The following is a 24480-nucleotide window of genomic DNA, read 5'->3' as shown; positions in this document are numbered from 1 at the left end:
CGTGATCGAGGGCAGCCCAGGTTCCCGAATCCCTCACACCTTCGGGTGATCCCCGGTGAACGAGCCGCAAAGCCGCGTGACGAACCGGGCAACGGCCACGCAACCTCCACCCGCCACGATCCGACCGTGACCACCGAGCCCACACCTCCATCCCCATCCCCACCCGCCCTCGTCCTCGTCGCCCACGGCAGCCGCGACCCCCGCGCCCTCGACACCGTCCACGCCCTCGCCGCCCGCGTCCGCGCCCTCCGCCCCGACATCCCCGTCCACCTCGGCCACATCGAGCTGAACGCCCCCCTCCTCCCCGACACCCTCGCCACCCTCCCCGATACCGAGACCGACACCGAGACCGACACCGAGACCGACACCGACGCCGTCCTCGTCCCCCTCCTCCTCAGCCGAGGCCACCACGTCAAACGGGACATCCCCGACATCGCGGCGACCGCCTCCGCCCGTACCGCCCTCGCCGCCCCCCTCGGCCCCCACCCCCTCCTCGTGACCGCCCTCCACGACCGCCTCCGAGCGGCGACCGGCCCGTACCCCCCTTCCGCCGTCGTCCTCGCCGCCGCCGGTTCTCGCGATCCCGACGCCGTCCGCGACACCACCCGCACCGCCCGGCTCCTCTCCGCCCGCCTCGGCCTCCCCGTCCTCCCGGGCTACGCCTCCGCCGCCCGCCCGACCGTCCCCGAGGCGTTCGCCGCCCTCCGCGCGCACGGTCACGACCGCATCGCGATGGCCTCGTACTTCACCGCCCCCGGCCGCTTCGCCACCGAGAGCGCGCTCCACTGTCCCGGACCCGCCGCCGCCCCCCTGGGCGCCCACCCCGCGATGGCCCGCCTGGTCCTGACCCGCTACACCGAGGCCCGCGCCACCACGAGAACGCCCCTCCTCACCACGTGACCGGCCCCATACCGCCGCCCCCCACCCCCACCACTTACTGTCGATGCCATGGAAGGCACCGCTAGAAGCGCCCCTGAAGGCACCGCGTACCCCACCCCCGCCACCGCCCGCTGGGCCCCCGAGCCCGACAAACGTCCGGGCCGGACCGCCTTCCAGCGCGACCGCGCCCGCGTCCTGCACTCCGCCGCACTGCGCAGACTCGCCGGGAAGACCCAGGTCGTCACCCCCGGCGGCACCTCCCAGGCATGGGACCCCAGCCCCCGCACCCGCCTGACCCACTCCCTGGAGTGCGCCCAGGTCGGCCGGGAACTCGGCGCAGCCCTCGGCTGCGACCCGGACCTCGTGGAAGCCGCCTGTCTCTCCCACGACCTCGGCCACCCGCCCTTCGGGCACAACGGCGAACAGGCGCTCAACGAGTTCGCCGAGGACTGCGGCGGCTTCGAGGGCAACGCCCAGTCGCTGCGCCTGCTCACCCGGATCGAGCCCAAGCGGTTCACCGCGCGGGGCTCCGTCGGTCTCAACCTCACCCGCGCCGCCCTGGACGCCGCCACCAAGTACCCGTGGCCGCGCGGTGCCCACCCCCGCGACCCGGCGTCCCGCAAGTTCGGCGTGTACGACGACGACCGGCCGGTGTTCGACTGGGTCCGCGAAGGCGCCCCCGCCACCCGCACCTGCTTCGAGGCGCAGGTCATGGACTGGTCCGACGACGTGGCCTACTCGGTGCACGACGTCGAGGACGGGCTCCACGCCGGGCACATCGACCCCAACTGCCTGCACGCCGAACCCGAACGCCAGGCGGTCTTCGCGGTCGCCGTCGGCCGTTACGTCCCCGCGGACACCGACCCCGCCGAACTCGCCGCCGCCCTGGACCGGCTCCTGGACGAGGAGTGGTGGCCGCACGGCTACGACGGCTCGGCGGTCGCCCAGGCCCGCCTCAAGGACGCCACCAGCCAGCTCATCGGCCGGTTCTGCCTGGCCGCCGAGGGCGCCACCAGAGCGGCGTACGGCGGTGGCCGGCTCACCCGCTACGGCGCGGAACTCGTCGTACCGCGCGCCACCCGGATGGAGTGCGCGGTGCTCAAGGCGGTCGCCGACCGGTATGTGATGCAGCGCGACGAACAGGCCCGTATCCGCGCCGAACAGCGGATCGTGGTCGCCGAACTGGCCGAGGCCCTCACCGCGCGGGCGCCCGACGGCCTGGACCCCCAGTTCCGGGCGCTGTTCGACACGGCCGAGGGCGACCGGGCGCGCAAGCGGGTGATCGTCGACCAGATCGCCTCCCTCACGGACGCCTCCGCGCGGTCCCTGCACCACCGGCTGACCGCCCCCCGCGCGAGGGCGTGACAGAACGGACTCCTGGGACCCCGGAGCACTCGAAGGTGACCCTCCGTGGCCTGATCGGGTCACCCCCTCTTCCCCCATCACGCTCCGTGCGGGACGCTCGCTATGCGGCACCTACATGTGGCGCGTTCTTTACGAGGAGGCTTCAAGTGGTCGACGCGGATCAGACATTCGTCATCGTCGGAGGCGGTCTCGCCGGGGCGAAGGCGGCCGAGACGCTCCGGGCGGAGGGTTTCAACGGGCGGGTGATACTGATCTGTGACGAGCGCGACCACCCGTATGAGCGTCCACCGCTGTCCAAGGGCTATCTGCTGGGCAAGGCCGAGCGCGACACCGTCTTCGTGCACGAGCCCGCCTGGTACGCCCGCCATGACGTGGAGCTGCACCTCGGACAGACCGTCGACCGGATCGACCGGGCCGCGAAGACCGTCCGCTTCGGCGACGACGGCACGCTCGTCCACTACGACAAGCTGCTCCTGGCCACCGGTTCCGAGCCCCGCCGCCTGGACATTCCCGGCACGGACCTGGCGGGCGTCCACCATCTGCGCCGCCTCCACCACGCGGAGCGCCTCAAGGGCGTCCTGTCCTCCCTGGGCCGGGACAACGGGCACATCGTGATCGCCGGAGCGGGCTGGATCGGCCTGGAGGTCGCGGCGGCGGCCCGCGAGTACGGCGCCGAGGTCACCGTCGTCGAGTCCGCGCCGACCCCGCTGCACGGCGTGCTCGGTCCGGAGCTGGGCGCGCTCTTCGCCGAGCTGCACCGCTCGCACGGGGTGCGGTTCCACTTCGGGGCGCGGCTCACCGAGATCGTCGGCCAGGACGGCATGGTCCTCGCCGCCCGCACCGACGACGGCGAGGAGCACCCGGCGCACGACGTCCTCGCCGCGATCGGCGCCGCCCCCCGCACCGGCCTCGCCGAGGCGGCGGGCCTCACGCTCGCCGACCGCGCGGACGGCGGCGGCGTCCTCGTCGACGCCCGGCTGCGCACCTCCGACCCCGACATCTACGCCGCCGGTGACGTGGCCGCCTTCCCGCACGCCCTGTTCGGCGCCCGGCTCCGGGTGGAGCACTGGGCGAACGCCCTGAACGGCGGCCCGGCGGCGGCCCGCGCGATGCTCGGCCAGGACACGCCGTACGACCGCGTGCCGTACTTCTTCTCCGACCAGTACGACCTGGGCATGGAGTACAGCGGCTGGGCGCCCCCGGGGGCGTACGACCAGGTGGTGATCCGGGGCGACGCGGCGAAGCGGGAGTTCATCGCGTTCTGGCTGAAGGAGGGGCGGGTGCTGGCCGGGATGAATGTGAACGTGTGGGATGTCACAGAGCACATCCAGCGGCTGATCCGCTCCGGAGCCCCCGTCAGCACCGACGATCTCGCGGACCCGCACATTCCGCTCGAAAACCTCGTCCCGTGAGTGTCAGTCCGCCCCCGTAGACTCTTCTCGTGGCTGGACGGATCAACGACGAGGACGTGAAGGCGGTTCGGGACGCGGTCCCGATCGACGCCGTGGTGTCCGAGTACCTCCAGTTGCGTAACGCGGGCGGCGGCAACCTCAAGGGTCTCTGCCCGTTCCATGACGAGAAGTCGCCGTCCTTCCAGGTCAGCCCCAGCAAGGGACTCTTCCACTGCTTCGGCTGCCAGGAAGGCGGCGACACCATCACGTTCGTGATGAAGGTCGACCACCTCTCCTTCTCGGAGGCCGTCGAGCGCCTCGCCGCCCAGACCGGCATCACCCTGCGCTACGAGGAGGGCGGCTACAACCCCTCCCACCAGCGCGGCGAACGCATCCGCCTGGTCGAGGCCCACAAGACCGCCGCCGAGTGGTACGCGGAACAGCTCGCCGGCTCCCCCGAGGCCGAGACCGGCCGGACCTTCCTCGGCGAGCGCGGCTTCGACCACACCGCCGCCGTCCATTTCGGCGTCGGCTACAGCCCCCAGGGCTGGGACCACCTCACGCGCTATCTGCGCGGCAAGGGCTTCACTGACAAGGAACTGCTGCTGTCGGGGCTTTCCCAGGAGGGCCGCCGCGGTCCCATCGACCGCTTCCGGGGCCGCCTCATGTGGCCCATCCGGGACATCGCGGGCGATGTCGTCGGCTTCGGCGCCCGCAAGCTCTACGAGGCGGACACCGGCCCCAAGTACCTCAACACGCCCGAGACGGCGATCTACAAGAAGTCCCAGGTCCTGTACGGCATCGACCTCGCCAAGAAGGAGATCGCCAAGTCCAGCCGCGCGGTCGTCGTCGAGGGCTACACCGACGTCATGGCCTGCCACCTCGCCGGGGTCACGACCGCCATCGCCACCTGCGGCACCGCCTTCGGCGGCGACCACATCAAGATCCTGCGCCGCCTCCTCATGGACAACGGCTCCGCGCGGGTCATCTTCACCTTCGACGGCGACGCCGCGGGCCAGAAAGCCGCCCTGCGCGCCTTCGAGGACGACCAGAAGTTCGCCGCCGAGACGTACATCGCCGTCGCCCCCGACGGCATGGACCCCTGCGACCTGCGGCTCGCCAAGGGCGACGAGGCGGTGTCCGACCTGGTGGAACCCCGCACGCCGCTCTTCGAGTTCGCCCTGCGCCAGATCGTCGCCCGCTACGACCTCGAGACGCCCGCCGGGCGCGCCGCCGCGCTGGACGAGGCCGCTCCCGTCGTCGCCCGCATCAAGAACAGCGGCGCCCAGCACGAGGTCGCCGTCCAGCTCGCCGGGCTCCTCGGCATCCTCGACACCCAGTTCGTCGTCAAGCGCGTCGGCCAGCTCGCCCGCTGGGCCCGCGACCGCGGCGGCAAGTCCGCCCCCGCGAACCGCCCCCAGCCGTCCTACGAGCAGGGCGGCCCCGCCCCCGCCCCCTCCGGCCCGGCGCTGACCCTGCGCAACCCCGTCTACGCCACCGAACGCGAACTGCTCAAACTCGCCCTCCAGCGCCCCGAACTGGTCTCCCCGGCCTTCGACGCCTACGGCGTGGACGAGTTCACCGCCCCGCCCTACGCCGCCGTCCGCCAGGCCGTGCAGGACGCGGGCGGCGCCGAATGGGGCACCCAGGACCCCCAGGAGTATCTGGTCCGGGTCCGCGAGGCCGCCCCCGACGACACCGTCCGCGCCATGGTCACGGAACTCGCCGTCGAAGCGATCATGCGCAAGAACGTGGACGAGGTGTACGCGGGCGAGCAGCTCGTCATGGTCCGCCGCAGAGCCGTCGACCGCCGCGTCCAGGATGTCCAGTCCGCCCTGACCCGGCTCGGCGCGGGCGGCGACCCGGCCCGACTCGCCGCCGTACAGAACGAGTTGTGGGTCCTCCAGCAGTACGGCCAGGCCCTCCGCGAACAGGGCGCGGGCGCCCTCTAGCCGCAGTCCGGTGCCCCGCGTGACCGCGCGGTCACGGCCCGGACGCAAAAAGTCACCGCACGCCCCTCGTGGCGGCGATGTGTCGTACCCCACACTGGGGAGCGGTGCCTGAGTCCTCGGAGCGCGGCCGACCCGTCCCCCACGGGTCCCACACCCCCGCGGTTCCGCTCATCGCGTACGGGACGGACAGCGGCAAGGCCGTCGACTCCGCCCCCCAAGCAGCGCTGCCGCACGCCTCAGCAGCGATCATCCTGGAGGTCGCCCCCGTGCAGACCCAGACCCTCGTACAGAACGACAGCACGACCACCGGCGGGACCGTCCGGCCGGACGCGGAGACCGGGGTCCTGGTCGCCGTGCCACCGCAGCACGTCACCGAGAGCCGCTCCGAGCCCCCGGACGGGCCGTCCGCCGCCGCGCTGGACGGCACCGAGTCCGTCGAGCCCGCCGAACCCCCCGCCCGCGCCCGTGCCGACACCAGCGGCCCCACCTCCGACCTCTTCCGCCAGTACCTCCGTGAGATCGGCCGTATCCCGCTGCTCACCGCCGCCGAGGAGGTCGAACTCGCCCGCCGCGTCGAGGCCGGACTGTTCGCCGAGGAGCGGCTCGGCGGCACGCCCACGCCCGACAACGCCCTCGCCCTCGACCTGGACCGCCTCGTCGTCATGGGCCGGATGGCCAAACGCCGGCTGATCGAGGCCAACCTCCGCCTCGTCGTCTCGGTCGCCAAACGGTACGTGGGCCGCGGCCTGACCATGCTCGACCTCGTCCAGGAGGGCAACCTCGGCCTGATCCGCGCGGTCGAGAAGTTCGACTACGCCCGCGGCTACAAGTTCTCCACGTACGCCACCTGGTGGATCCGCCAGGCCATGTCCCGCGCCCTCGCCGACCAGGCCCGCACGATACGGGTCCCCGTCCATGTGGTGGAGCTGATCAACCGCGTGGTCCGGGTACAGCGCCGGATGCTCCAGGAACGGGGGTACGAGCCGACGGCGGAGGAGGTCGCCGCGCATCTCGACCTCGCGCCGGAGCGGGTGGGGGAGGTGCTGCGGCTCGCCCAGGAACCGGTGTCGTTGCACGCGCCGGTGGGGGAGGAGGACGACGTCGCCCTCGGTGATCTCATCGAGGACGGTGACGCGGCGAGCCCCGTGGAATCGGCGGCGTTCCTGCTGCTGCGTGAGCATCTGGAGGCGGTGCTGTCCACGTTGGGGGAGCGGGAGCGGAAGGTTGTGCAGCTGCGGTACGGGCTTGCGGACGGGCGTCCGCGGACGTTGGAGGAGATCGGGCGGATCTTCGGGGTGACGCGGGAGCGGATTCGGCAGATCGAGTCGAAGACGCTGAACAAACTCCGGGATCATGCGTTCGCCGACCAGCTTCGGGGTTACTTGGACTGACCGGGGCAGGTGGGGGGTGTCGGGTGTGGAGTGCCGGGTGCGGGTGGGTGGGGGCTGGTCGCGCAGTTCCCCGCGCCCCTGAACGGCGTGGCCCACCCCCCCGACACCAGAACCCGTCAGTCCACCTCCGCCACCGCCTCCGCGAACTGGGCCCGGTACAGGCGGGCATACGCCCCGCCCGCCGCCACCAGCTCCCCATGCGCCCCCTGCTCCACGATCGCGCCGTTCTCCATCACCAGGATCGTGTCCGCGTCCCGGATCGTCGACAGGCGGTGGGCGATCACGAACGACGTCCGGCCGTGCTGGAGCTTGGCCATCGCCTTCTGGATCAGGACCTCCGTCCGGGTGTCCACGGAACTCGTCGCCTCGTCCAGCACCAGGATCACCGGGTCGGAGAGGAACGCCCGCGCGATGGTGATGAGCTGCTTCTCGCCCGCGCTGACCCCCGTCCCCTCGTCGTCGATCACCGTGTCGTACCCGTCGGGCAGCGTCCGTACGAACCGGTCGGCGTGTGCCGCCCGCGCCGCCTCCTCGATCTCTCCGCGGGTCACCTTCCGCGCGGCCCCGTACGCGATGTTCTCCGCGATCGTGCCGCCGAACAGCCAGGTGTCCTGGAGGACCATGCCGATCCCGGAGCGCAGTTCGTCCCGGGACATGGTGGCGATGTCGGTCCCGTCGAGGGTGATCCGGCCGCCGGAGACGTCGTAGAACCGCATCAGCAGATTCACCAGGGTCGTCTTCCCGGCGCCCGTCGGGCCGACGATGGCGACCGTGTGGCCCGGCTCCACGGTCAGCGAGAGGTCCTCGATCAGCGGCTTGTCGGGGTCGTAGCGGAAGGAGACGCCCTCCAGCGCGACCCGTCCGCGCAGCTCGGCGGGCCGGGCGCCCGGCTTCGGGTCCGCCGACTGCTCCTCGGCGTCGAGGAGTTCGAAGACCCGCTCGGCGGACGCGACCCCCGACTGCACCAGGTTCGCCATGGACGCGACCTGCGTGAGCGGCATGGAGAACTGCCGGGAGTACTGGATGAACGCCTGCACATCACCGATGGACAGCGCCCCGGAGGCGACCCGCAGCCCGCCGACCACCGCGACCAGCACATAGTTGAGGTTCGACACGAACATCATCAGCGGCTGCATGATCCCGCTGTTGAACTGCGCCTTGAACCCGGCCTCGTACAACTCGTCGTTCTGCTCGGCGAACTGCCCCGCCGACTCGTCCTGGCGGCCGAACACCTTCACCAGGGTGTGCCCGGTGTACATCTCCTCGATGTGCGCGTTCAGCTTGCCGGTGGTCCGCCACTGCGCCACGAAGTGCGGCTGGGACCGCTTCCCGACCCGGGTGGCGACCACGAACGACAGCGGCACGGTCACCAGCGCCACCAGCGCCAGGATCCACGACACGTAGAACATCATCACCAGCACACCGATGATGGTCAGCACGGAGTTGATCAGCTGGCCCATCGACTGCTGGAGGGTCTGCCCGATGTTGTCGATGTCGTTGGTGGTGCGGGAGAGCACCTCACCGCGCTGCCGCTGGTCGAAGTACGACAGCGGCAGCCGCGACAGCTTGGTCTGCACGTCCTCCCGCATCCGGAACATCGTCCGGTTCACGGCCCGGTTCACCAGCCGGGTCGCCACCGCCATCAGCAGCCCGGCGACCAGGAACACGGCGAGCGCCAGCAGCAGCACGTGCCCCACCGCGGTGAAGTCGATGCCCTCACCGGGCGTGAAGTCGGTGCCGGACAGCATGTCGGCGATGCGTCCGTCGCCGCGCGCCCGCATGTCCGCGAGCATCTCCTCCCGGGTCGCCCCGGACGGCATCTGGCGGCCGACGATCCCGGCGAACACCAGGTCGGTGGCGTCCCCGAGGATCTTCGGCCCGATCACCGACAGACCCACGCTGATCACCACGCACACCAGCAGCGCGTAGATCGTCAGCCGTTCCGGGCGGAACTGGCCGACCAGCCGTTTCGCCGAGTTCTTGAAGTCGAGCGAGCGGCTGTCCGGGCCGGTGCCCGCCATCATCCGCCCCACGGGCCCGGCCATCAGGCAGCCTCCGCTTCCGTGAGCTGGGAGAGCACGATCTCCCGGTACGTCCCGTTGTCCGCCATCAGTTCATGGTGGCGGCCGGTGCCGACGACCAGCCCCTCGTCGAGCACGATGATCCGGTCGGCGTCCCGGATGGTCGACACCCGCTGCGCGACGATCACCACCGTCGCCTCGGAGGTCTCCGCGGCGAGCGCGGCCCGCAGCGCGGCGTCGGTGGCGTAGTCCAGGGCGGAGAAGGAGTCGTCGAAGAGGAAGATCTCCGGGCGCTGGACCAGCGTCCGCGCGATGGCGAGCCGCTGCCGCTGACCACCGGACACATTGGTGCCGCCCTGCGCGACCGGCGCGTCGAGCCCGCCCTCGAGCCCCGCCACGAACTCCCTGGCCTGCGCCACCTCCAACGCGTGCCACAGCTCGTCGTCCGTGGCGTCCGGATTGCCGTACCGCAGATTGGTGGCGACGGTCCCCGCGAACAGATACGGCCGCTGCGGGACGAGGCCGACGGTCCGGGCCAGCAGCCGCGGCTCGATCGTCCGTACGTCCGTGCCGTCGACCAGCACCTCTCCGTCGGTGGCGTCGAACAGCCTGGGCACCAGCCCGAGCAGGGTGGACTTGCCGCTGCCGGTCGAGCCGATCACCGCGGTCACCTCGCCGGGCCGGGCCACCAGATCGACGTTCTTCAGCACCGGCTCCTCGGCCCCCGGGTAGCGGAAGCCCGCCCCCCGGATCTCCAGATGCCCGTGCCGGCGCAGCTCGGTCACCGGGGCGACCGGCGGCACCACGCTCGACTCCGTCCCCAGGACCTCCTGGATCCGCTCGGCGCACACCTCAGCGCGCGGCACCATCATGAACATGAAGGTGGCCATCATCACGGACATCACGATCTGCATCAGATAGGACAGGAACGCCGTCAGATCACCGATCTGCATCTGCCCGCTGTCGATCCGGTGCGCCCCGAACCAGACCACCGCGATCGACGAAAGATTCACCACCGTCATCACGATGGGGAACATCAGCGCGAGCAGATTCCCCGACTTCAGCGATACGTCGGTCAGCTCGCTGTTGGCCTGCCGGAACCGCTGCTCCTCGTATCCGTCGCGGACGAACGCCCGGATCACCCGGTTGCCGGTGATCTGCTCGCGCAGCACCCGGTTCACCGTGTCGATCCGTACCTGCATGGACCGGAACAGCGGGCGCAGCGCCCGCACGATCAGCGTCACACTGAGCCCGAGCACCGGTACGACGGCGACCAGCACCCCGGACAGCGGCACGTCCAGACCGAGCGCCAGCACGATGCCGCCGACGCACATGATCGGCGCCGACACCATCAGCGTGAAGGTCATCAGGGCCAGCATCTGGATCTGCTGGACGTCATTGGTGGTGCGGGTGATCAGTGAGGGCGCGCCGAAATGCCCCAGCTCACGGCTGGAGAACGACTGCACCCGGTCGAAGACGGCGGCCCGGACGTCCCGGCCGAGCGCCGCCGCGGTACGGGCGCCGTAGAACACGGCCCCGATGTTGCAGACGACCTGGGCGAACGAGATGCCGATCATCACGGCGCCGTAGCTCATGATGTAGCCGGTGTCGCCGGTGACGACACCCTTGTCGATGATGTCCGCGTTGAGGGTGGGCAGATAGAGCGTCGCGCAGGTCTGGAGGAACTGGAGCAGCACCAGCAGGACGATGGGTTTTCGGTAGGGCCTGAGATAGGTCCGCAGAAGTCGTATGAGCACGCTGGGGTCTCTCGGAGTCGGCGGGGTGAGGGCGGGAGTCGTCGCCCTAGGCCCCTATCGTCGGACACTCCAGTGGCGTTACCTCAACCGATTAAGCCGTCAGCGGTGCCCGCCGGGGCCCGATGCGGTCCGCTTCCTACCGGACTCTTACGTTCCGTGGTCGGTGCCGTAACCCGTCACACCCGGAATGCACCCGGATGAGTCTGCTCCCGCACCGACACGAACTGCTGCCGCACCGCCTGTCCCACGGCCAGTTCCGCACCGGGGTCGAGCACCTGCGCCACGGCCCCCTGCCATACTGGCGGGGTCCGCGCGTCCAGCGTGCCCTGCGACACCCCGAGCGCCCAGGCCGCCTGCCGCGCGGCACCGATCGCCCCGTAGTCGGCCGGCTGCACCACCACGACCTGCGCCCCGAACAGCGCGGGCGCCGCCGCCTGCACCGCGGGCAGCTCGGCCGCCGGGCCCAGCAGGAACACCCGCCGCACCTCCACCCCGCGTCCGCGCAGCACGTCCAGCGCGTCCGCGAGCCCGCACAGCATCCCCTCGAACGCGGCCCGCGCGAAGTGCTCCGGCTTCATCGACTCCCGGCGCAGCCCCGCCAGCGTGCCCGCGGTGTGCGGCAGACTCGGCGTCCGCTCACCCTCCAGATACGGCAGCAGCACCAGCCCGTGCGCCCCCGGCGTCGACTTCATGGCCAGCTCGGACAGCCCCTCCAGATCCCCCACCCCGAGCAGCTCGGCGGCCCCGCGCAAGGTCCGCACGGCGTTCAGCGTCGTCACGACCGGCAGATGCATCCCGGTCGCGTCCGCGAGCGAGGTGATCATCCCGCTGGGGTCCTGGAGCGCCTCGGGATGCACCGCCATCACCGACCCGGACGCCCCCAGCGACACCACGGCGTCCCCGACGCCCAGTCCCAGCCCCAGCGCGGCGGCCATCGTCGAACCGGTCCCCGCGGAGATCAGCAGCCCCTCCGGGGTCGTCCCCGCCGCCTCGGCCGGACCGATCACCTCCGGCAGCATCGCCTGATGCCCGAGCGCCAGCTCCACCAGATCCGGCCGGTACGTCCCCGCCGCCGGGGACCAGTACCCCGTCCCCGAGGCCCCGCCCCGGTCCGTGGTCCGGCGCACCGGCCGCCCCAGCAACTGCCACACCAGCCAGTCGTGCGCCTGCATCAGTACGGCGGCCCGCCGCGCGTTGTCCGGCTCGCTACGGCTGAGCCAGCGCAGCTTGGTCACCGGCTGCGCCGCCTGCGGCACACACCCCACGGCATGTGCCCACGCCTCCCGGCCGCCGAGCGCGTCGATCAGATCGGCGGCGGCCACCTGCGCCCGCTTGTCCCCGCCGACCAGCGCCGGACGCACGGTGTTGCCCTGGGTGTCCAGCGGGATCAGCGCGTTCTGCTGCGCGGACACCCCGATCGCCTGCACACCCTCCAGCAGCCCGCCCCCGGCCGCCTCGCCCAGCGACAGCAGCCATGCCTGCGGATCGACATCACTGGTCCTCGCACCGCCCTCGGGCAGGGGGTGCGGCGCGACCCCGGTACGCAGCACGGAACCGGTGTCCGCGTCACAGACGACGATACGAGTGGAATCGGGTGAGCTGTCCAGCCCGGCGACTATCCCCATACCCCTGATTTTGCCGTATCGACGGAGCACCCCCGGCCGGACCGCCGAGGTTCCCCGCGAGCGGGTCGTCTACCGCCTGCGCCTCACGTGGCGCTGCTGCCCCAGTCGTCCTCCGCGCCCGCGCCCGCGGTGCGCTCCCGCAGCGAGCGGACCCGCTCGGCCACCGAGTCGGGCATCCGGTCGCCGACCTTCTCACTGACCGCGTGGTACGCCTTGCCGGCGATCTCCCGGCCCTGCTGCGCGGCGGTCTCGGCGGTGTTGCGCACGGCCGGGTTCTCGGCGAACTGCCGGGCGGACTTCTTCAGCTGCTCGTAGCGCTCGCGTCCGGCCCTCGTGCCCAGGACGTACCCCACCGCGAGTCCGGCGGCGAACATGAGCTTGTAGCGCACGGCGTCCACCCTTTCTTGACGTGTCCAGCAGTCGGCGTCGGCCCGGGGGAACCGATTGGCGGAGCACCCCCCTGCTTGCGCTAATGTATGTGTCGCAGCGAGCCCGCGCCCCCTGGCGAATACCCAGGTAGGTACGTTCGATGCAACGAGGCATTCCTCCGTAGCTCAATTGGCAGAGCAGCCGGCTGTTAACCGGCAGGTTACTGGTTCGAGTCCAGTCGGGGGAGCTCGGTCCTCCGTAGCTCAATTGGCAGAGCAGCCGGCTGTTAACCGGCAGGTTACTGGTTCGAGTCCAGTCGGGGGAGCCTGGTGAACGAGGACCCTATAGGGGTCCTTTTTCATGTCTGGCGGAACCGTTCGCGGCGGCGCGGAGTCCTCAGGTCATGAACGCCGTGGGAAGCCGACCATCCGGAGCAGGAGATCGTATGAGCGGCTATGCTGCGGCAGACGGCGCGCACAAATGTGCGCGACACGCCGCTATGGGGCGGTAGCTCAGCCGGTTAGAGCAGCGGACTCATAATCCGTCGGCCGTGGGTTCGAGTCCCACCCGCCCCACCATGACGTGCCATCGCAGGAACGTTCTGACCTGTAAGGCATCCCAGTTCGGGGCTAGCCACGCGGAAACGCGTCCCTCTTCAAGATCGCTAGCTGGCCCGCTGCTGGCCCGAGTGCCAAGCGATCAAGAAAGAGCACGGCCCCAGTCAGCGGCGAGAGCAGACCGGGGCCGAACTGGCGTCCCTACTGGGCGGGCTGGCCGCTACCGGGGCAGGTCTCCCGGGTACCCGCCCGCTGATGGTGCGCGGCCGGCTGTCCGGGCGCGGCTCCGACCCCGGCGCCGCAGACGGAGCATGAGCCCGAGCACTGGCCGGGATCGAATCGGGTGCCGGGGCGGTGGTGCAGGCATTCCATATCAGGCTCCTCACGCAGTGGTGGTGCTGACTGGACGTGCTGTGCAACCCCCCGGTCCGGACCAGGGTCCCGCCAGGCCGGGGAGGGTCTAGAGCTTCCGCACGAACGCGCGGGCGGTGTTGTGGAAGAAGACGGTCACGCCCTCGTTGCCGGGGCGGGCGCCCTCGCGGGTGGACCAGCGTTCGATGCGGGCGATCTCGGGGGATTCCGCGCGGCCGATCGCGGCGGCCATCCAGCCCTCGGTGTTGTCGCCGGGGACCGGGTCGGTCCAGGTGGCTGGGGTGCCTTGCTGCGGTTGGTCCTCGTGTTCGTGGCGCTCGCCGTCGGCGAGCTGGCCGACGATCCCCCAGCGGGACTCCTTGCCGTCCACCACCACGACCAGGCCGTTGGGGATCTTCGACTCCCCTGCGTCGGCGAGGGTCTGGACCTTGGTGACGCCCGGGGTGCTCTTGAGGGTGTCGAGGGCGAAGGCGGCGAATCGGCGGGAGCGCATGGGCATCAAATCCTCTCGGGGCGGACCGCGCCAGTCTATGAGCGGCCCGCCGCCGACATGCCGGGCCGGGTATTGCCGTCCGCCCCGGGCTCAACCTCCAGGGGAGCCCGGGGCGGGGTCAGCACCGTCCGCCCTTCGCCGACCTGAGGGGCGGACGGCGGTTCATGGGGCGGCCGTCGGGTCTTTGGCCGCCCGGTACGCCTCCCACAGCTGGTCGGCCGTGACGCACACCTCGCCGTCCACTGCGCAGACTGGGCAGTCCCGGACGTGGTTGCCGTAGGCGAGGTGCGCCCGCTGGGTGGCGGTGTACTCGATGTCCGCTCCGACGCGCTGCATGTAGCCGGCGCCGCTGCCCTCTCGCCACTCCCAGACAGCGGGGCTCATGCCGACCCCTGCGGGTGGTGGCGCCTGATGAGGACGGTCATGTCGATCGCGCGGGCCAGATCCCCGGCCGCCGTCGCCCGCTCCCGGTCGGCGGCCCGCTCCACGCACTCCTGGCAGTCGGCGGGCGGCTCGACCACGGGCAGGGGCAGGCCGAGTGTGACCGGCGGCTCCTGGAATCTGCGGCGGTTCATGGCCGCCACCCGCGCATCAGGTAGCGGAGGGCTACACCGGTCGTGCAGCTGCCCGCGTCCCGGATGCAGGGCTGGCACAGGGGCGCGTGGTCCTGGAGCGCCCGGTAGGCGTGGGCCCCGGTGTGCCGTCGGCAGGCCCGCGGGAACCAGTGGCGGCCCTCGTCGTGCTGCTCGCCGAGGTCGACAGCGGTCTCGGCCGTGAGGGGTTTCTCCGTCGCGCCCCAGATGCAGACCGCGCCGCGCGCCTGGTCGGACGTGAGCGCTTCCAGCAGGGGGAGCGCGAGGAGGTCGAGTACCTCGGGCGGGATGTCCTTGGCAAGTGTGCTCATAGGAGGGCTCCTCGCTGGAGTGAGTGTGCCAGCCGCACAGCGACTTCCGCCCGGACGCGGCCCAGGTCTACGAGTGCGAGGCTCGGTGAACCGGGATCGACTGCGAGGGATGGCAGCACTATGCCGAACTGATCGAGTGCGGCCCGGAGAGACTCGACGGCAGTGAAGGGGTCGACGCTGGGAGCGTCGTTCAGTTCGTGTCCTGGGGCCATGAACGAGACGGTATGGAGCGGTAGTTGGCCTAGACGAGACGCTTTTCTTGATTTTTCTCACCCCTTCCCTTGCTTCCCTTGCTTTTTCTCAGGAGGGTGGGGGAGCCCCGTAGCTTCAGACCCTCCGCGTGAGGATGCTGGGGTGATCAGGTTCCGACGAAAGGACTGGTCATGGCCCGACGGCTGCGGTTCAACGGGACGGGCAGCGGCGAGGGAAGCTGCCCCGCGGTGCATGAAGACCTCGACAGCGGTGAGGTCATCGTGCACGGGCCCCGGCTCACCGACCCCGTGGCACTCGCCCAGCTCCAGCACATCGACGAGGACGAGATCCCGATCGTGATGCCGCGCAACACGCTGATCGACTTCGGACCCCGGGACAGGGACACGGAACCCCGGATCTTCACACCGGACCAGTTCGCACGGCTCTTCGAGAACTTCCAGCACAGCGCGTGGCACCTGGAGATGCGTCAGCGCTACGCCGTGGACGAGGTCACCGAGACCTACGCCCAGTTCGCGCGCGGCGAGCAGCCTGTCTGGGACCTGGAGACGCCCTGGAGCCGGATGATCCGCGCGAAGACCCAGGACGGCGCATACGTCGGCCGGGTCCGGATCGTCGACGCTCCCCCGACGCCCGGCCAGCTCTACCTTCTCGCGCACGCCGAGAAGAACGCCGCGCTGGGCGAAGAGGTGGGGAACATGTGGCGGGCGGACGCCGAGCGCGCGAACCTGCCGAACGAGGACTTCTGGATCTTCGACTCCCACATCGTCGCCCTGTGCCTCTTCGACCAGGACGACAACCTCACCGGAGCCGAACTGATCACCGAACCCGCGCGGGTCAACCAGTACAACCGGCTGCGGGACGTGGCCCGTCACTACGCCATTCCCTACGAGCAGTTCAACGCCCTGGTCCACGCGCAGGAGTAGCGGAAGCGAGTATGGGCGGGTGAGCACCGACTACCAGAAGGCGCGCGAAGCGCTCGGGCTGCGGCTCAGGGAGCTTCGGCTGACAGCACCCGACGGTCAGCTCACCGGTACCGCACTGGCCCGTATTCTCGGCTGGCCGAACTCGCGGATCTCCAAGCTGGAGCTGGGCAGGCAGACGGCGACAACCGAGGACCTGCGCCAGTGGGCGGACGCGTGCGGTCAGCCCGGGGCATACGAGGAGTTGCGGGCCCGGCTCGCCGGGTTCGAGTCGCACATCCGGTCCTGGCGGCGGCAGCTCGCCACCGGGCACCGGCCCGTCCAGGAGGCGCACAACGAGGCCCAGGCCAGTTCCACCGTGCTCCGGGCCTGGGAATCCTCCTGGGTCGTCGGAGTCCTCCAGACCCCCGACTACGCGCGCGCCGTACTCACCCGCTCCGCCGAACTCCACCAGTCGCCCCGAGATGTCGAGGCAGCGGTGCGGGCCCGGATGAAACGGCAGGAACTCCTCTACACCGGGGGCAGGAAGTACCACATCCTCCTCTGGGAGCCGGTGCTGCGCTCCCTGGTCTGTTCGCCTTCGGTGCTCGCGGCCCAGCTCGATCGCCTCTCCGGTGTCATCGGCATGGACAGCGTCGAACTGGGGGTCGTACCGCTCGCCACGTCGTTGAAGGTCCCGCCCGGCACCGGCTTCTGGATCTACAACGACCAGCAGGTCGTGACCGAGGTCTGGCACGCCGAGATGTGGCTCGACGACGCCGACAGCGTCGCCCTCTACCTGCGCACCTGGAAGACCTTGAGGGAGTCCGCGGTCTATGGCTCGGAAGCCCAGAACCTGATCAGCGCAGCGCGGCGCTCACTGCACCCGCGCTGACCCCCTGAAACCCGGGAGTGGATTGCATTGAGCACGCACACACAGTGGACCGAGCGGATGCGCGACGGACTTGCCCCGCTCCAGCAGCAGTCCGTGCCGCGCTACCAAGCAACGGAACAGTTCCGGGTGTACTCCTCGACGGTGGTCCCCGGCCTGCTCCAGACCGAGCAGTACGCTGCTGCGGTTCTCCGCATCGCGGCTGACTTCAGTGGGCGCCCCGATACGGAGAGCGTCGATGCCGCCCGTGCGCGAGTCGAGCGCTCACGCGTGCTCCACGAACCTGGCCGCCGGTTCGACTTCGTGATCGAGGAGTTGGCACTCCGGAGCCAGGTCGCATCCGAAGAGGTCATGAACGCCCAACTGGGCCAGCTGCTCGCCTCCGCGGACCTTCCGGAGGTCTCGCTCGGCATCATCCCCACCACCGCCCGCCAACGCATTCACTGGACGGAAGAGACCTTCCACATCTTCGACGACACGCTCGTCGCCATCGAGCTGGTCTCAGCCTCGGTGGAGATCACCCAGCCGTCGGAGATCGCCTTGTACGTCAAGGCGTTCGAGCGTCTGGGGAGCATGGCCGTGTACGGGGCGGATGCGCGGACTCTGATCCTGCGGGCCATCGGAGCACTGCACTGACCCGCAGCCCCCAGGGCTTAACAACCGGCTGGCATTTATGCCGGGAACTATGCTTTCCGCAGGTCAGCGGCAGGGTGTAGCAATCCGCGTCATGTTATTACCCCGTCTGCTACACCCCCGGACACGCCAAAGCGCCCCCTGCCACGGGCCACCGAATATGCGTAGTCGTCACACGAAATGCGCACCCAAGTCGTCTCATCTCGCCGAGGGGGGTGTTCCGTGAGCGGGCGGGCCGTTCTCCCCGGGCTGGGTGTGGCGGGGAGCCGGTCGACCTACGGGTTGGGTTTGGGGTGGTGAGGGGGCGCGGGCGGGCGCGCGGAAGCCCGGGTGGGCGCGTGGGAGTGCGGACCGCGCGCGGTGATCACTCCCGGGCAGGCTCCCTGCGGACGGCGTGACCCCGGTGCGGGCCCCCGCGCAGGTCCTGTCCGGGCCGCCTCCACCACGTTCTGGAACGGCAGAGGGAGATCCATGAAGTTCTTTCGGCCTCGTGGCCGGATGCGCCGTCCACTGACGGCTGTGGCCCTGGCGCTCGGCCTGCTCGCCGCCACACCCACGCCCGCGCCCGCCATCGTCGGCGGAGAAGAGGCATCGATGCACGAGTTCCCCTGGCTGATCGGCATCATGCTGGACCAGAGGCCGGGTGTCTTCTGCGGGGCGTCGCTGATCAGCGACCGACTCGTCCTCACCGCCGCCCACTGCGTCCAGCCCTTCCAGGGCCACGCCGTGGCTGCGATCGCCGGCGAGCACAACCTCGGGAGCTTCACGGAAACGTCCGCCACCCGCATCGTGCGTGTCACCAAGACCACCGTCCACCCCAACTACAGCACCGAAGAAGCGGTCAACGACATCGCCCTCCTCGAAGTCGAGTCCAGCCTCGCCCCCTCCGGCCTCTGCGCACCGCGCAACCCGGACAGGCCCCGCGCGGACGCCGTGAGAGTCGGCGCCATCTGCCTGCCCGATGCCTTCCCCACCCTCGACCCCGCCGGGCCCGGCGCCACCGTCAACGTCGCCGGCTGGGGCAGGAAGTGGGACGAAGGCAGGACACCCGAGGTGCCGCACCATGTCGACCTGGAGGTCGTGCCGGACCAGACCTGCGCCCGACGCTACCCCGGCTACGCCACGGCCACCCAGTTCTGCACCTGGACCATGGGCAAGGACTCCTGCCAGGGGGACAGCGGCGGACCGCTCATCCAAGGCTCCCGGATGCCCGGCAGCACCCGCCTCGCCTACGCCCTCGTCGGCCTGGTCAGCCACGGCCGCGAATGCGCCTCGACGATCGACCCCACGGTCAGCACGGACGTCGCCGCCTACCTCCCCTGGATCAAACAGGCCGCCCCGCCCGACACCGTCTGGCCCGTGCCCCGCGCCTCGTAGCCCCAGGCTTGCCGCAGGCCGGGGCGTAGCCCGGCCTGCGGGGGATCGGCGGCCGGTCGCACTATCCGTGGTCGTTCCCGCCGACGGTCGCAGGACTCAGCGGACGGTGTCCGGGCAGCCGACGGCGGACCGTAGCGAGCACGGCTAGGCCGTACGCGCGGGTCTGGCAGGAACCCCTGCGTGCGCAGGGACCACTTCTGCCATGCCGCCTTGGGCCCCAGCAGCTTGGGACCACCCCTGCGTGCGCAGGGACCACACATCCGAGGGCCGCCTTCAGCCCCCGTGATCCACCCGCCGCACCTGGCCACCACCGCTTCCTGCTCGGTTCTGATCACGGCATGGCCACATTTCCTTCACCGTGCCTTTACGGAGTGCATGATGCCTCTCTCCGTACCGAACCGCCTGAGGGGACCATGAGAACCCGAACCGCCCGTACCGCTCTGAGTGCCGCCCTGATCGCTCTCGCCGCCCTCGCCGTCAGTTGTGGCGGCGACGAACCGGTCGCCAGTGCCGAGTCGTGCAAGACCGCGCTGCGGGAACAGTTGTCCGCGGCCACCGCGACGGATGAGGAAGGCAGTGCACCGGCCGAATGCGACGGCCTCGACGAGAAGACCCAGGAGCGCGTCGCCCGTGAGGTCACCAAGGAGTGGCTGGAGAGCGATGAGGCCGACAAGATCGCCGAGGAGGCCGCGAAGGAGGCGGAGGAGGCGCTCGCCGACAGTCCTGAGCCCAGTCTGCCGCCCTCGCCCACGGCGACGGGGCTGACCGAGGAGTGCAGGGCCTGGATCAAGGCCGAACTGCTCGACGCCACCGACGGGGTCGACGGCACCGCCGGGTACGGCGTCTGCGGGAACCTCAGTGACGAGGAACTCGACAAGGCCATCGAGGACGTTTCGAACGAGGTCGTCGACTCCGGTGCCACGGTGAATCCCTGACCGTGGGTGAGTGACCCGTCGGCGGGGCGCGCGGTGCCCGTGCCCGGTCCTTCCGGCGGAAGGAGACGTGCCGTGCGCACGATCGTCTGATGCGGCGTCGCCATCGCCGTCGCGGGTGGCGGCGTCATTCTTGCCGCACAGCCGTCCATCGGGTGGACGGTCGCGGTCGCGGTGGTCGTCGCGTCGCATGTGTAGCGCGTACCGCGCTCAGCTCGCCCGGCGATGCCTTGTCCGGCTGATGGCGTTGCTCAGGCGTGACGGCCCTCGGTCAGGACGCGGGACGCCTGGGCCGTCGTTGAGGCGTTTGCGCAGTTCAGTGGCTTCGGGTGGTTTCTCTTCGCCGCCGTTGCCGGGGTTCTGTATCTGGCCGTTCCCGTCGGGGGGACCGCGGTCGTGCTGTTCCTCTCCTTCGGGAGGCAGGGGGCGTGGGTCCGGCGCTCCCCCCTTCTCCTCCGCTTCTCCTCCGCCGCGCGGAGGTCTGCCTCTTTGATACCCCCCTGGGGTATGTTACAGTGCGGCATCCGGATACCCCCTAGGGGTATCAGAAGAGTGGAGGGGTGGAGTGATGTCCGACGTCAATCCCAGACGGTGGTGGGCGCTCACCGTGCTCGCCGCCGCGCAGTTCATGGTGATCATGGATACGTCGATCATCGGCGTCGCGCTGCCCGAGATGCAGAAGGATCTCGGGTTCTCGCAGGGCGAGTTGCAGTGGGTCTTCAATGCTTATGTGATCGCCTTCGGGGGGCTCCTGCTGCTCGGTGGGCGGTTGTCCGATCTGCTCGGGGCGCGGCGGGTGTTCAACGCCGGGTGGGTCGTGCTGATCGCCGGGTCCGTGGTCGCCGCCGCCGCGCAGAGCGCGTGGGTCGAGGTGGTCGGACGGGCCGTCCAGGGGGTCGGGGGAGCGCTGATCGCGCCCGCCGCCATGACCCTGCTGATGATGCTCTTCGCCCACGATCCTCGGGAGTTGGGCAAGGCCATGGCCCTGTACGGGGCGGCGGCTCCGGCGGGCGGGACCGCCGGGGTGTTCCTCGGCGGGGTGTTCACCGAATGGCTCAGCTGGCCGTGGATTTTTATTATCTATGTGCCCATCGGGGTCGCCACCCTCGCCGCCACCAAGGTGCTGCCCGCCGTGCAGGGGCGCCGGGGCGGGGTCGATGTGCTCGGTGCCGTCGCCGTCACCGCCGGGCTCGCGCTCGCCGTGCTCGCGGTGGTGCGGGCGCCCGAGGTCGGGTGGGGTGCCACCGCCACCGTGCTGCAACTGACCGCCGCAGCCGTGCTGCTGGTGCTGTTCCTCGTGGTCCAGCGGTCCGTGCGCGAGCCGCTCATGCCGCTCGGCATCTGGCGGGTGCCCCGGCTCGGCTCCGCCAACCTCGCCATGACCCTGCTCGGGGCCGCCTGGATTCCCATGTGGTACTTCCTGAATCTCTATCTTCAGCAGGTGCTCGGGTACGGGGCCTTCGCCTCCGGGGCCGCTCTGCTGCCGATGACCGTGCTGCTGATGGTCTTCATGACGCTCATCACCGCCCGGCTCCTGGGGAAGTTCGGCGCCAAGGCGCTCATCGGCACCGGGCTGCTGGTCCTCGCGGGCGGGCTGCTCTGGCTGTCCGCCGTCGAACCGACCGGCACCTTCCTGGTCGACGTCCTGCCCGCCTCGCTGGTCGCCGCCCTCGGTATGTCGCTCGCCTACATCCCGGCGATGATGGCCGCCATGTCCGGCGCCCCGCAGGAGCAGGCCGGTCTCGCCTCCGGCATCGTCAACACCACCTACCAGGTCGGCTCCGCGCTCGGGCTCGCCGCGCTCACCGCCGTCGCCACCTCCCAGGGGGCCGGGCAGCTCGGTGATCTGCCCGCGCTGACCGACGGTTTCAGCGCCGCCTTCGTCTGGGCCGCCGTGATCGCCGCGGCCGGCGGGCTCATCACCCTCGTCGCGATGCGGGGGGAGCGGGCCGCCGTGTCCGGGGCGGAGGAGCGGAAGCAGGCCGTGGGGGAGGAGGTTCGGGGCTGAGCCGGTCCCCGGCCGGTTCTCCGTACGGCTCCACAGCAGAAGGGCCGCCTCCCTGAGAGGCGGCCCTTCTGCTGTGCGACAGGGTTTGATCAGACCATGACCGCGCGGCCCGCGTACGCGTAGCCCGCCTCGTCCACCGTCTTCGCTATCAGGGCGTCCAGCGCCTCGTCCGGCTCGGTGGTGGTCGTCACCGTGACCAGGCCGGTGCCGATCTCGGCGGTCACCTCGGTCACCTCCGCCAGGTCGCCGACGGCCTTGGTCACCACGCCCTGGCAGTGGGCGCTGCCGATGCCTTCGACCCGGTAGACGGTCGTGATCTCGGCGGGGGTGTGGCAGCTTCCGTCCGTGGTGCAGCAGTTCGACATGTCGTTCTCCAGGGAGAGAGGTGGGAGGGGTGGGTACACGTCCAGGGGCACATACCTGCTAGGGGTATGTGCCCGACTGAGTTCATGTATACCCCCCTCCCGTATTTGTGGCAAGCTGTCCATGTGCTTGCGCCGCATACCCCCCTGGGGTATGTTTCAGGTGGTTGGCCGATATCAGCGGCCGACGGCAGCGGTCAGTACCAGTCAGTCGGGAGTCCGTCATGAGCAGCGCAGCGCTTCACGTACACGCCGGTCACCAGGGGCATGGGCACGGGGGTGGTGGCGGTCGGTATCTGCTGGAGCTGGGGCCGGTCCGTCTCGCCGCCGGGGAGGAAGGGCTTCTGCGGTTCCGGGTCGTGGGGGACCACGCCGGGCGCCCCGTCCTCACCTCGTACCAGGAGCAGCACGGCAAGGAGCTGCATCTGATCGTCGCCTCGCGGGATCTCACCGTCTACCGGCATCTGCACCCGGTGCGGGGCGAGGGCGGGGAGTGGACGGTCTCCGTCGCGCTGCCGAAGGGCGGGGACTACCGGGTGTTCGCCGACTTCCGGCCGGTCGGTGGTGACTCCGTCACCGCCGGGGCCGATCTGCGGGTCGGAGGTGCGGGCGAGTCCGCGCCGCTTCCCCCGGTGGACGGTGTCTTCGTGACCGATGGGTACGAGGTGCGGCTCGACGGGGGGCTGACCGCCGGGGACGGGGGCGGCCTGGTCTTCTCCGTGAGCAAGGACGGGCGGCCCGTCACCGATCTGGAGCCCTATCTCGGCGCCTACGGCCATCTCGTCGCCCTGCGCGCCGCCGACCTCGCCTATCTCCACGTCCACCCGGACGGTGAGCCCGGCGACGGCCGGACCCCGTCCGGACCCGAGGTCTCCTTCCACGCCACGGCGACCGCTCCGGGCGCCCACCGGCTCTTCCTGGACTTCCGGCACGACGGCGTGGTGCGCACCGCCGCCTTCACCGTGGACGCCTGACCCGGCCGGGGTCAGTCAGGGGCGGGTCGCCGCGAAGTACGGCATCGAGTCCAGGTTGGTGACCTCGACGTTCTTGCCGGTGCGCGGGGCGTGGATCGCCTTGCCGTCGCCGATGTACAGGCCGTTGTGCTGGTTGTCGTTGTACCAGTAGATGATGTCGCCGGGCTGGAGGTCGCCCCGGGCGACCTGGCGGCCCGCCGTGTACTGCTGGTTGACCGTACGGGGCAGCGAGACCCCCGCCGAGGCCCAGGCGGAGCCGGTCAGGCCCGAGCAGTCGAAGGAGTCGGGCCCGGTCGAGCCCCACTCGTAGGGCTTGCCGAGCTGTGCGTACGCGAACTCGATCGCCGTACGGGCCCGGCCGCTCGCCGCCCCGTCGTAGGTCGCCGGGGCGTCGCTGCTGCCCGTCGCGCGGTCCGCCTTCTCCTCCGCCGCCTTCAACTCGGCCCGCTGCTCGGCGGTCAGTGAGTTCAGCAGCTTCTGGGCGGTGCGCAGCTTGCCCTGGATCTCGTCCTTCTTCTCGCTCATCCGCTCCTGCGCCGTGCGGGCGGCCGTCAGCTTCTCCATCGCCTCCGCCCGGGTCTGCGCGATCTCGCGCTGCTTGCGCTGGAGGCTGTCCAGCAGGGTCCGCTGGCGTTCGCTCGTGCGGTCCACCAGGGACGCCTGGTCCAGGAAGTCGTCCGGGTCGGCGGAGAGGAACAGGCGCACACTCGGGTCGAGGCCGCCGTCGCGGTACTGCGAGGCGGCTATCGGGCCCATCTCCGCGCGGATCTCGTTGATCTCCTCCTGCTGCCGGGCCACCTCCTCCTGCGCCTTGTTGGCCTCCTCCTGGAGGGTCTTCCGCTTCTGCTGGGCCTCGTTGAACTCCTCGGTGCTCGCCTCCGAGTCGTGGTACAGCTCCTCGACGTCCGTGCGCACCTGCTCCACGGTCGGCTTCGGCTCCGCCTGGCTCTGGGCCGTCGGCAGCAGCGAGAACGCCCCCGCGGAGGCGGCCAGGACGGCCAGCCGGGGCGCGGTCGGCGGCTTGGGGCGGCGGTGGGTTCCCATGCTGCGGCTCACATTCCAGGAGGGGAGGTGTGCCGAACAACTTAGTAGATTCGTAGATTGGGGGGCAATG

General features: G+C 70.6%; 22 protein-coding genes and 3 tRNA genes. 15 read left to right on the top strand and 10 right to left on the bottom strand.

What is annotated here, in order from left to right:
- Positions 1–126 precede the first annotated feature (126 nt).
- The 5 genes from AB0D49_RS21950 (at position 127) to AB0D49_RS21930 (ending at position 6978) form a co-directional block, all read left to right on the top strand.
- The gene (locus tag AB0D49_RS21950; protein ID WP_362759786.1) at positions 127–900 is read left to right on the top strand and encodes a sirohydrochlorin chelatase; all 774 of its coding nucleotides are present in this window, start codon (positions 127–129) and stop codon (positions 898–900) included.
- Positions 901–948: 48 nt separating this feature from the next.
- Entirely contained in the window at positions 949–2244 is a 1296-nt protein-coding gene (locus tag AB0D49_RS21945) for a deoxyguanosinetriphosphate triphosphohydrolase (RefSeq protein ID WP_362759783.1), read from the top strand.
- Positions 2245–2390: 146 nt separating this feature from the next.
- Entirely contained in the window at positions 2391–3656 is a 1266-nt protein-coding gene (locus AB0D49_RS21940) for an FAD-dependent oxidoreductase (protein WP_362759782.1), read from the top strand.
- A 29-nt stretch (positions 3657–3685) separates the two neighbouring features.
- A complete protein-coding gene (dnaG, locus tag AB0D49_RS21935) occupies positions 3686–5587 on the top strand; it encodes a DNA primase (RefSeq protein ID WP_362759779.1) in 1902 nt (633 codons plus the stop codon).
- A 104-nt stretch (positions 5588–5691) separates the two neighbouring features.
- Positions 5692–6978 carry an RNA polymerase sigma factor gene (locus AB0D49_RS21930; RefSeq protein ID WP_362759778.1) on the top strand — a complete coding sequence of 429 codons (1287 nt, stop codon included), beginning with the start codon at positions 5692–5694 and terminating at the stop codon, positions 6976–6978.
- Between the two features lie 116 nt (positions 6979–7094).
- Here the strand turns inward: AB0D49_RS21930 and AB0D49_RS21925 are convergent, their stop codons facing one another.
- The 4 genes from AB0D49_RS21925 to AB0D49_RS21910 form a co-directional block, all read right to left on the bottom strand.
- A complete protein-coding gene (locus AB0D49_RS21925) occupies positions 7095–9023 on the bottom strand; it encodes an ABC transporter ATP-binding protein (protein ID WP_362759775.1) in 1929 nt (642 codons plus the stop codon).
- Complete coding sequence (locus tag AB0D49_RS21920) at positions 9023–10756, bottom strand: ABC transporter ATP-binding protein (protein ID WP_362759773.1); 1734 nt, start codon at positions 10754–10756, stop codon at positions 9023–9025. Before AB0D49_RS21920 ends, AB0D49_RS21925 begins: the two co-directional genes overlap by 1 nt.
- 176 nt (positions 10757–10932) lie before the next feature.
- Positions 10933–12381, bottom strand: a complete 1449-nt coding sequence (locus tag AB0D49_RS21915) for an FGGY family carbohydrate kinase (RefSeq protein WP_362759771.1) — start codon at positions 12379–12381, stop codon at positions 10933–10935.
- Between the two features lie 83 nt (positions 12382–12464).
- The gene (locus AB0D49_RS21910) at positions 12465–12770 is read right to left on the bottom strand and encodes a YtxH domain-containing protein (protein ID WP_362759770.1); all 306 of its coding nucleotides are present in this window, start codon (positions 12768–12770) and stop codon (positions 12465–12467) included.
- 154 nt (positions 12771–12924) lie between these two features.
- On the opposite strand from AB0D49_RS21910, the gene AB0D49_RS21905 reads away from it, so the two are divergent.
- From AB0D49_RS21905 to AB0D49_RS21895, 3 genes are all read left to right on the top strand, one after another.
- A tRNA-Asn gene (locus AB0D49_RS21905) sits at positions 12925–12997 on the top strand.
- A gap of 5 nt (positions 12998–13002) precedes the next feature.
- Positions 13003–13075, top strand: a tRNA-Asn gene (locus tag AB0D49_RS21900).
- 176 nt (positions 13076–13251) lie between these two features.
- Positions 13252–13328, top strand: a tRNA-Ile gene (locus AB0D49_RS21895).
- 439 nt (positions 13329–13767) lie between these two features.
- On the opposite strand, the gene AB0D49_RS21890 is transcribed toward AB0D49_RS21895, so the two are convergent.
- From AB0D49_RS21890 to AB0D49_RS21875, 4 genes are all read right to left on the bottom strand, one after another.
- Entirely contained in the window at positions 13768–14172 is a 405-nt protein-coding gene (locus tag AB0D49_RS21890) for a hypothetical protein (protein ID WP_362759768.1), read from the bottom strand.
- A gap of 162 nt (positions 14173–14334) precedes the next feature.
- Positions 14335–14556 carry a hypothetical protein gene (locus AB0D49_RS21885; RefSeq protein WP_362759767.1) on the bottom strand — a complete coding sequence of 74 codons (222 nt, stop codon included), beginning with the start codon at positions 14554–14556 and terminating at the stop codon, positions 14335–14337.
- Positions 14553–14747 carry a hypothetical protein gene (locus AB0D49_RS21880; protein ID WP_362759765.1) on the bottom strand — a complete coding sequence of 65 codons (195 nt, stop codon included), beginning with the start codon at positions 14745–14747 and terminating at the stop codon, positions 14553–14555. Before AB0D49_RS21880 ends, AB0D49_RS21885 begins: the two co-directional genes overlap by 4 nt.
- Positions 14744–15076, bottom strand: coding sequence for a hypothetical protein (locus tag AB0D49_RS21875; RefSeq protein WP_362759762.1), 333 nt, complete (start codon positions 15074–15076; stop codon positions 14744–14746). Before AB0D49_RS21875 ends, AB0D49_RS21880 begins: the two co-directional genes overlap by 4 nt.
- 383 nt (positions 15077–15459) lie before the next feature.
- Between AB0D49_RS21875 and AB0D49_RS21870 the strand changes: the two genes are divergently transcribed.
- The 6 genes from AB0D49_RS21870 to AB0D49_RS21845 all read left to right on the top strand — a co-directional run bounded on the left by AB0D49_RS21870 (position 15460) and on the right by AB0D49_RS21845 (position 22030).
- Positions 15460–16212, top strand: a complete 753-nt coding sequence (locus tag AB0D49_RS21870; RefSeq protein WP_362759760.1) for a DUF6879 family protein — start codon at positions 15460–15462, stop codon at positions 16210–16212.
- 19 nt (positions 16213–16231) lie between these two features.
- Complete coding sequence (locus AB0D49_RS21865) at positions 16232–17083, top strand: helix-turn-helix transcriptional regulator (RefSeq protein ID WP_362759757.1); 852 nt, start codon at positions 16232–16234, stop codon at positions 17081–17083.
- 27 nt (positions 17084–17110) lie between these two features.
- Complete coding sequence (locus AB0D49_RS21860) at positions 17111–17716, top strand: DUF5753 domain-containing protein (protein ID WP_362759754.1); 606 nt, start codon at positions 17111–17113, stop codon at positions 17714–17716.
- 468 nt (positions 17717–18184) lie between these two features.
- Complete coding sequence (locus AB0D49_RS21855) at positions 18185–19090, top strand: serine protease (RefSeq protein WP_362759751.1); 906 nt, start codon at positions 18185–18187, stop codon at positions 19088–19090.
- A gap of 413 nt (positions 19091–19503) precedes the next feature.
- Entirely contained in the window at positions 19504–20025 is a 522-nt protein-coding gene (locus tag AB0D49_RS21850; RefSeq protein ID WP_362759748.1) for a hypothetical protein, read from the top strand.
- A 565-nt stretch (positions 20026–20590) separates the two neighbouring features.
- A complete protein-coding gene (locus AB0D49_RS21845) occupies positions 20591–22030 on the top strand; it encodes an MFS transporter (protein WP_362759745.1) in 1440 nt (479 codons plus the stop codon).
- A gap of 89 nt (positions 22031–22119) precedes the next feature.
- Here the strand turns inward: AB0D49_RS21845 and AB0D49_RS21840 are convergent, their stop codons facing one another.
- Positions 22120–22395: a cation transporter gene (locus tag AB0D49_RS21840; protein ID WP_362759742.1), complete on the bottom strand. Its 276-nt coding sequence runs from the start codon at positions 22393–22395 to the stop codon at positions 22120–22122.
- Positions 22396–22616: 221 nt separating this feature from the next.
- Here AB0D49_RS21840 and AB0D49_RS21835 point away from each other — a divergent pair, with 221 nt between their 5' ends.
- A complete protein-coding gene (locus tag AB0D49_RS21835) occupies positions 22617–23366 on the top strand; it encodes a hypothetical protein (RefSeq protein ID WP_362759739.1) in 750 nt (249 codons plus the stop codon).
- A gap of 15 nt (positions 23367–23381) precedes the next feature.
- Here the strand turns inward: AB0D49_RS21835 and AB0D49_RS21830 are convergent, their stop codons facing one another.
- Complete coding sequence (locus tag AB0D49_RS21830) at positions 23382–24410, bottom strand: NlpC/P60 family protein (protein ID WP_362759736.1); 1029 nt, start codon at positions 24408–24410, stop codon at positions 23382–23384.
- Positions 24411–24480 lie beyond the last annotated feature (70 nt).

This window comes from Streptomyces sp. NPDC048290 (genome assembly GCF_040652095.1).
Classification (GTDB): Bacteria; Actinomycetota; Actinomycetes; order Streptomycetales; family Streptomycetaceae; genus Streptomyces.
Note: the sequence above shows the minus strand (reverse complement) of the source record. Positions and strands in the feature narration are given on the sequence as shown.

What these genes read in the sequence shown, in the direction of transcription:
- AB0D49_RS21855 (WP_362759751.1), top strand. Translation starts at nt 18,185, where the DNA reads ATGAAGTTCTTTCGGCCTCGTGGCCGGATGCGCCGTCCACTGACGGCT.
- AB0D49_RS21835 (WP_362759739.1), top strand. Translation starts at nt 22,617, where the DNA reads ATGAGCAGCGCAGCGCTTCACGTACACGCCGGTCACCAGGGGCATGGG.
- AB0D49_RS21850 (WP_362759748.1), top strand. Translation starts at nt 19,504, where the DNA reads ATGAGAACCCGAACCGCCCGTACCGCTCTGAGTGCCGCCCTGATCGCT.
- AB0D49_RS21845 (WP_362759745.1), top strand. Translation starts at nt 20,591, where the DNA reads ATGTCCGACGTCAATCCCAGACGGTGGTGGGCGCTCACCGTGCTCGCC.
- AB0D49_RS21925 (WP_362759775.1), bottom strand. Translation starts at nt 9,023, where the DNA reads ATGGCCGGGCCCGTGGGGCGGATGATGGCGGGCACCGGCCCGGACAGC.
- AB0D49_RS21945 (WP_362759783.1), top strand. Translation starts at nt 949, where the DNA reads ATGGAAGGCACCGCTAGAAGCGCCCCTGAAGGCACCGCGTACCCCACC.
- AB0D49_RS21870 (WP_362759760.1), top strand. Translation starts at nt 15,460, where the DNA reads ATGGCCCGACGGCTGCGGTTCAACGGGACGGGCAGCGGCGAGGGAAGC.
- AB0D49_RS21890 (WP_362759768.1), bottom strand. Translation starts at nt 14,172, where the DNA reads ATGCGCTCCCGCCGATTCGCCGCCTTCGCCCTCGACACCCTCAAGAGC.
- AB0D49_RS21880 (WP_362759765.1), bottom strand. Translation starts at nt 14,747, where the DNA reads ATGAACCGCCGCAGATTCCAGGAGCCGCCGGTCACACTCGGCCTGCCC.
- AB0D49_RS21875 (WP_362759762.1), bottom strand. Translation starts at nt 15,076, where the DNA reads ATGAGCACACTTGCCAAGGACATCCCGCCCGAGGTACTCGACCTCCTC.
- AB0D49_RS21915 (WP_362759771.1), bottom strand. Translation starts at nt 12,381, where the DNA reads ATGGGGATAGTCGCCGGGCTGGACAGCTCACCCGATTCCACTCGTATC.
- AB0D49_RS21885 (WP_362759767.1), bottom strand. Translation starts at nt 14,556, where the DNA reads ATGAGCCCCGCTGTCTGGGAGTGGCGAGAGGGCAGCGGCGCCGGCTAC.
- AB0D49_RS21830 (WP_362759736.1), bottom strand. Translation starts at nt 24,410, where the DNA reads ATGGGAACCCACCGCCGCCCCAAGCCGCCGACCGCGCCCCGGCTGGCC.
- AB0D49_RS21840 (WP_362759742.1), bottom strand. Translation starts at nt 22,395, where the DNA reads ATGTCGAACTGCTGCACCACGGACGGAAGCTGCCACACCCCCGCCGAG.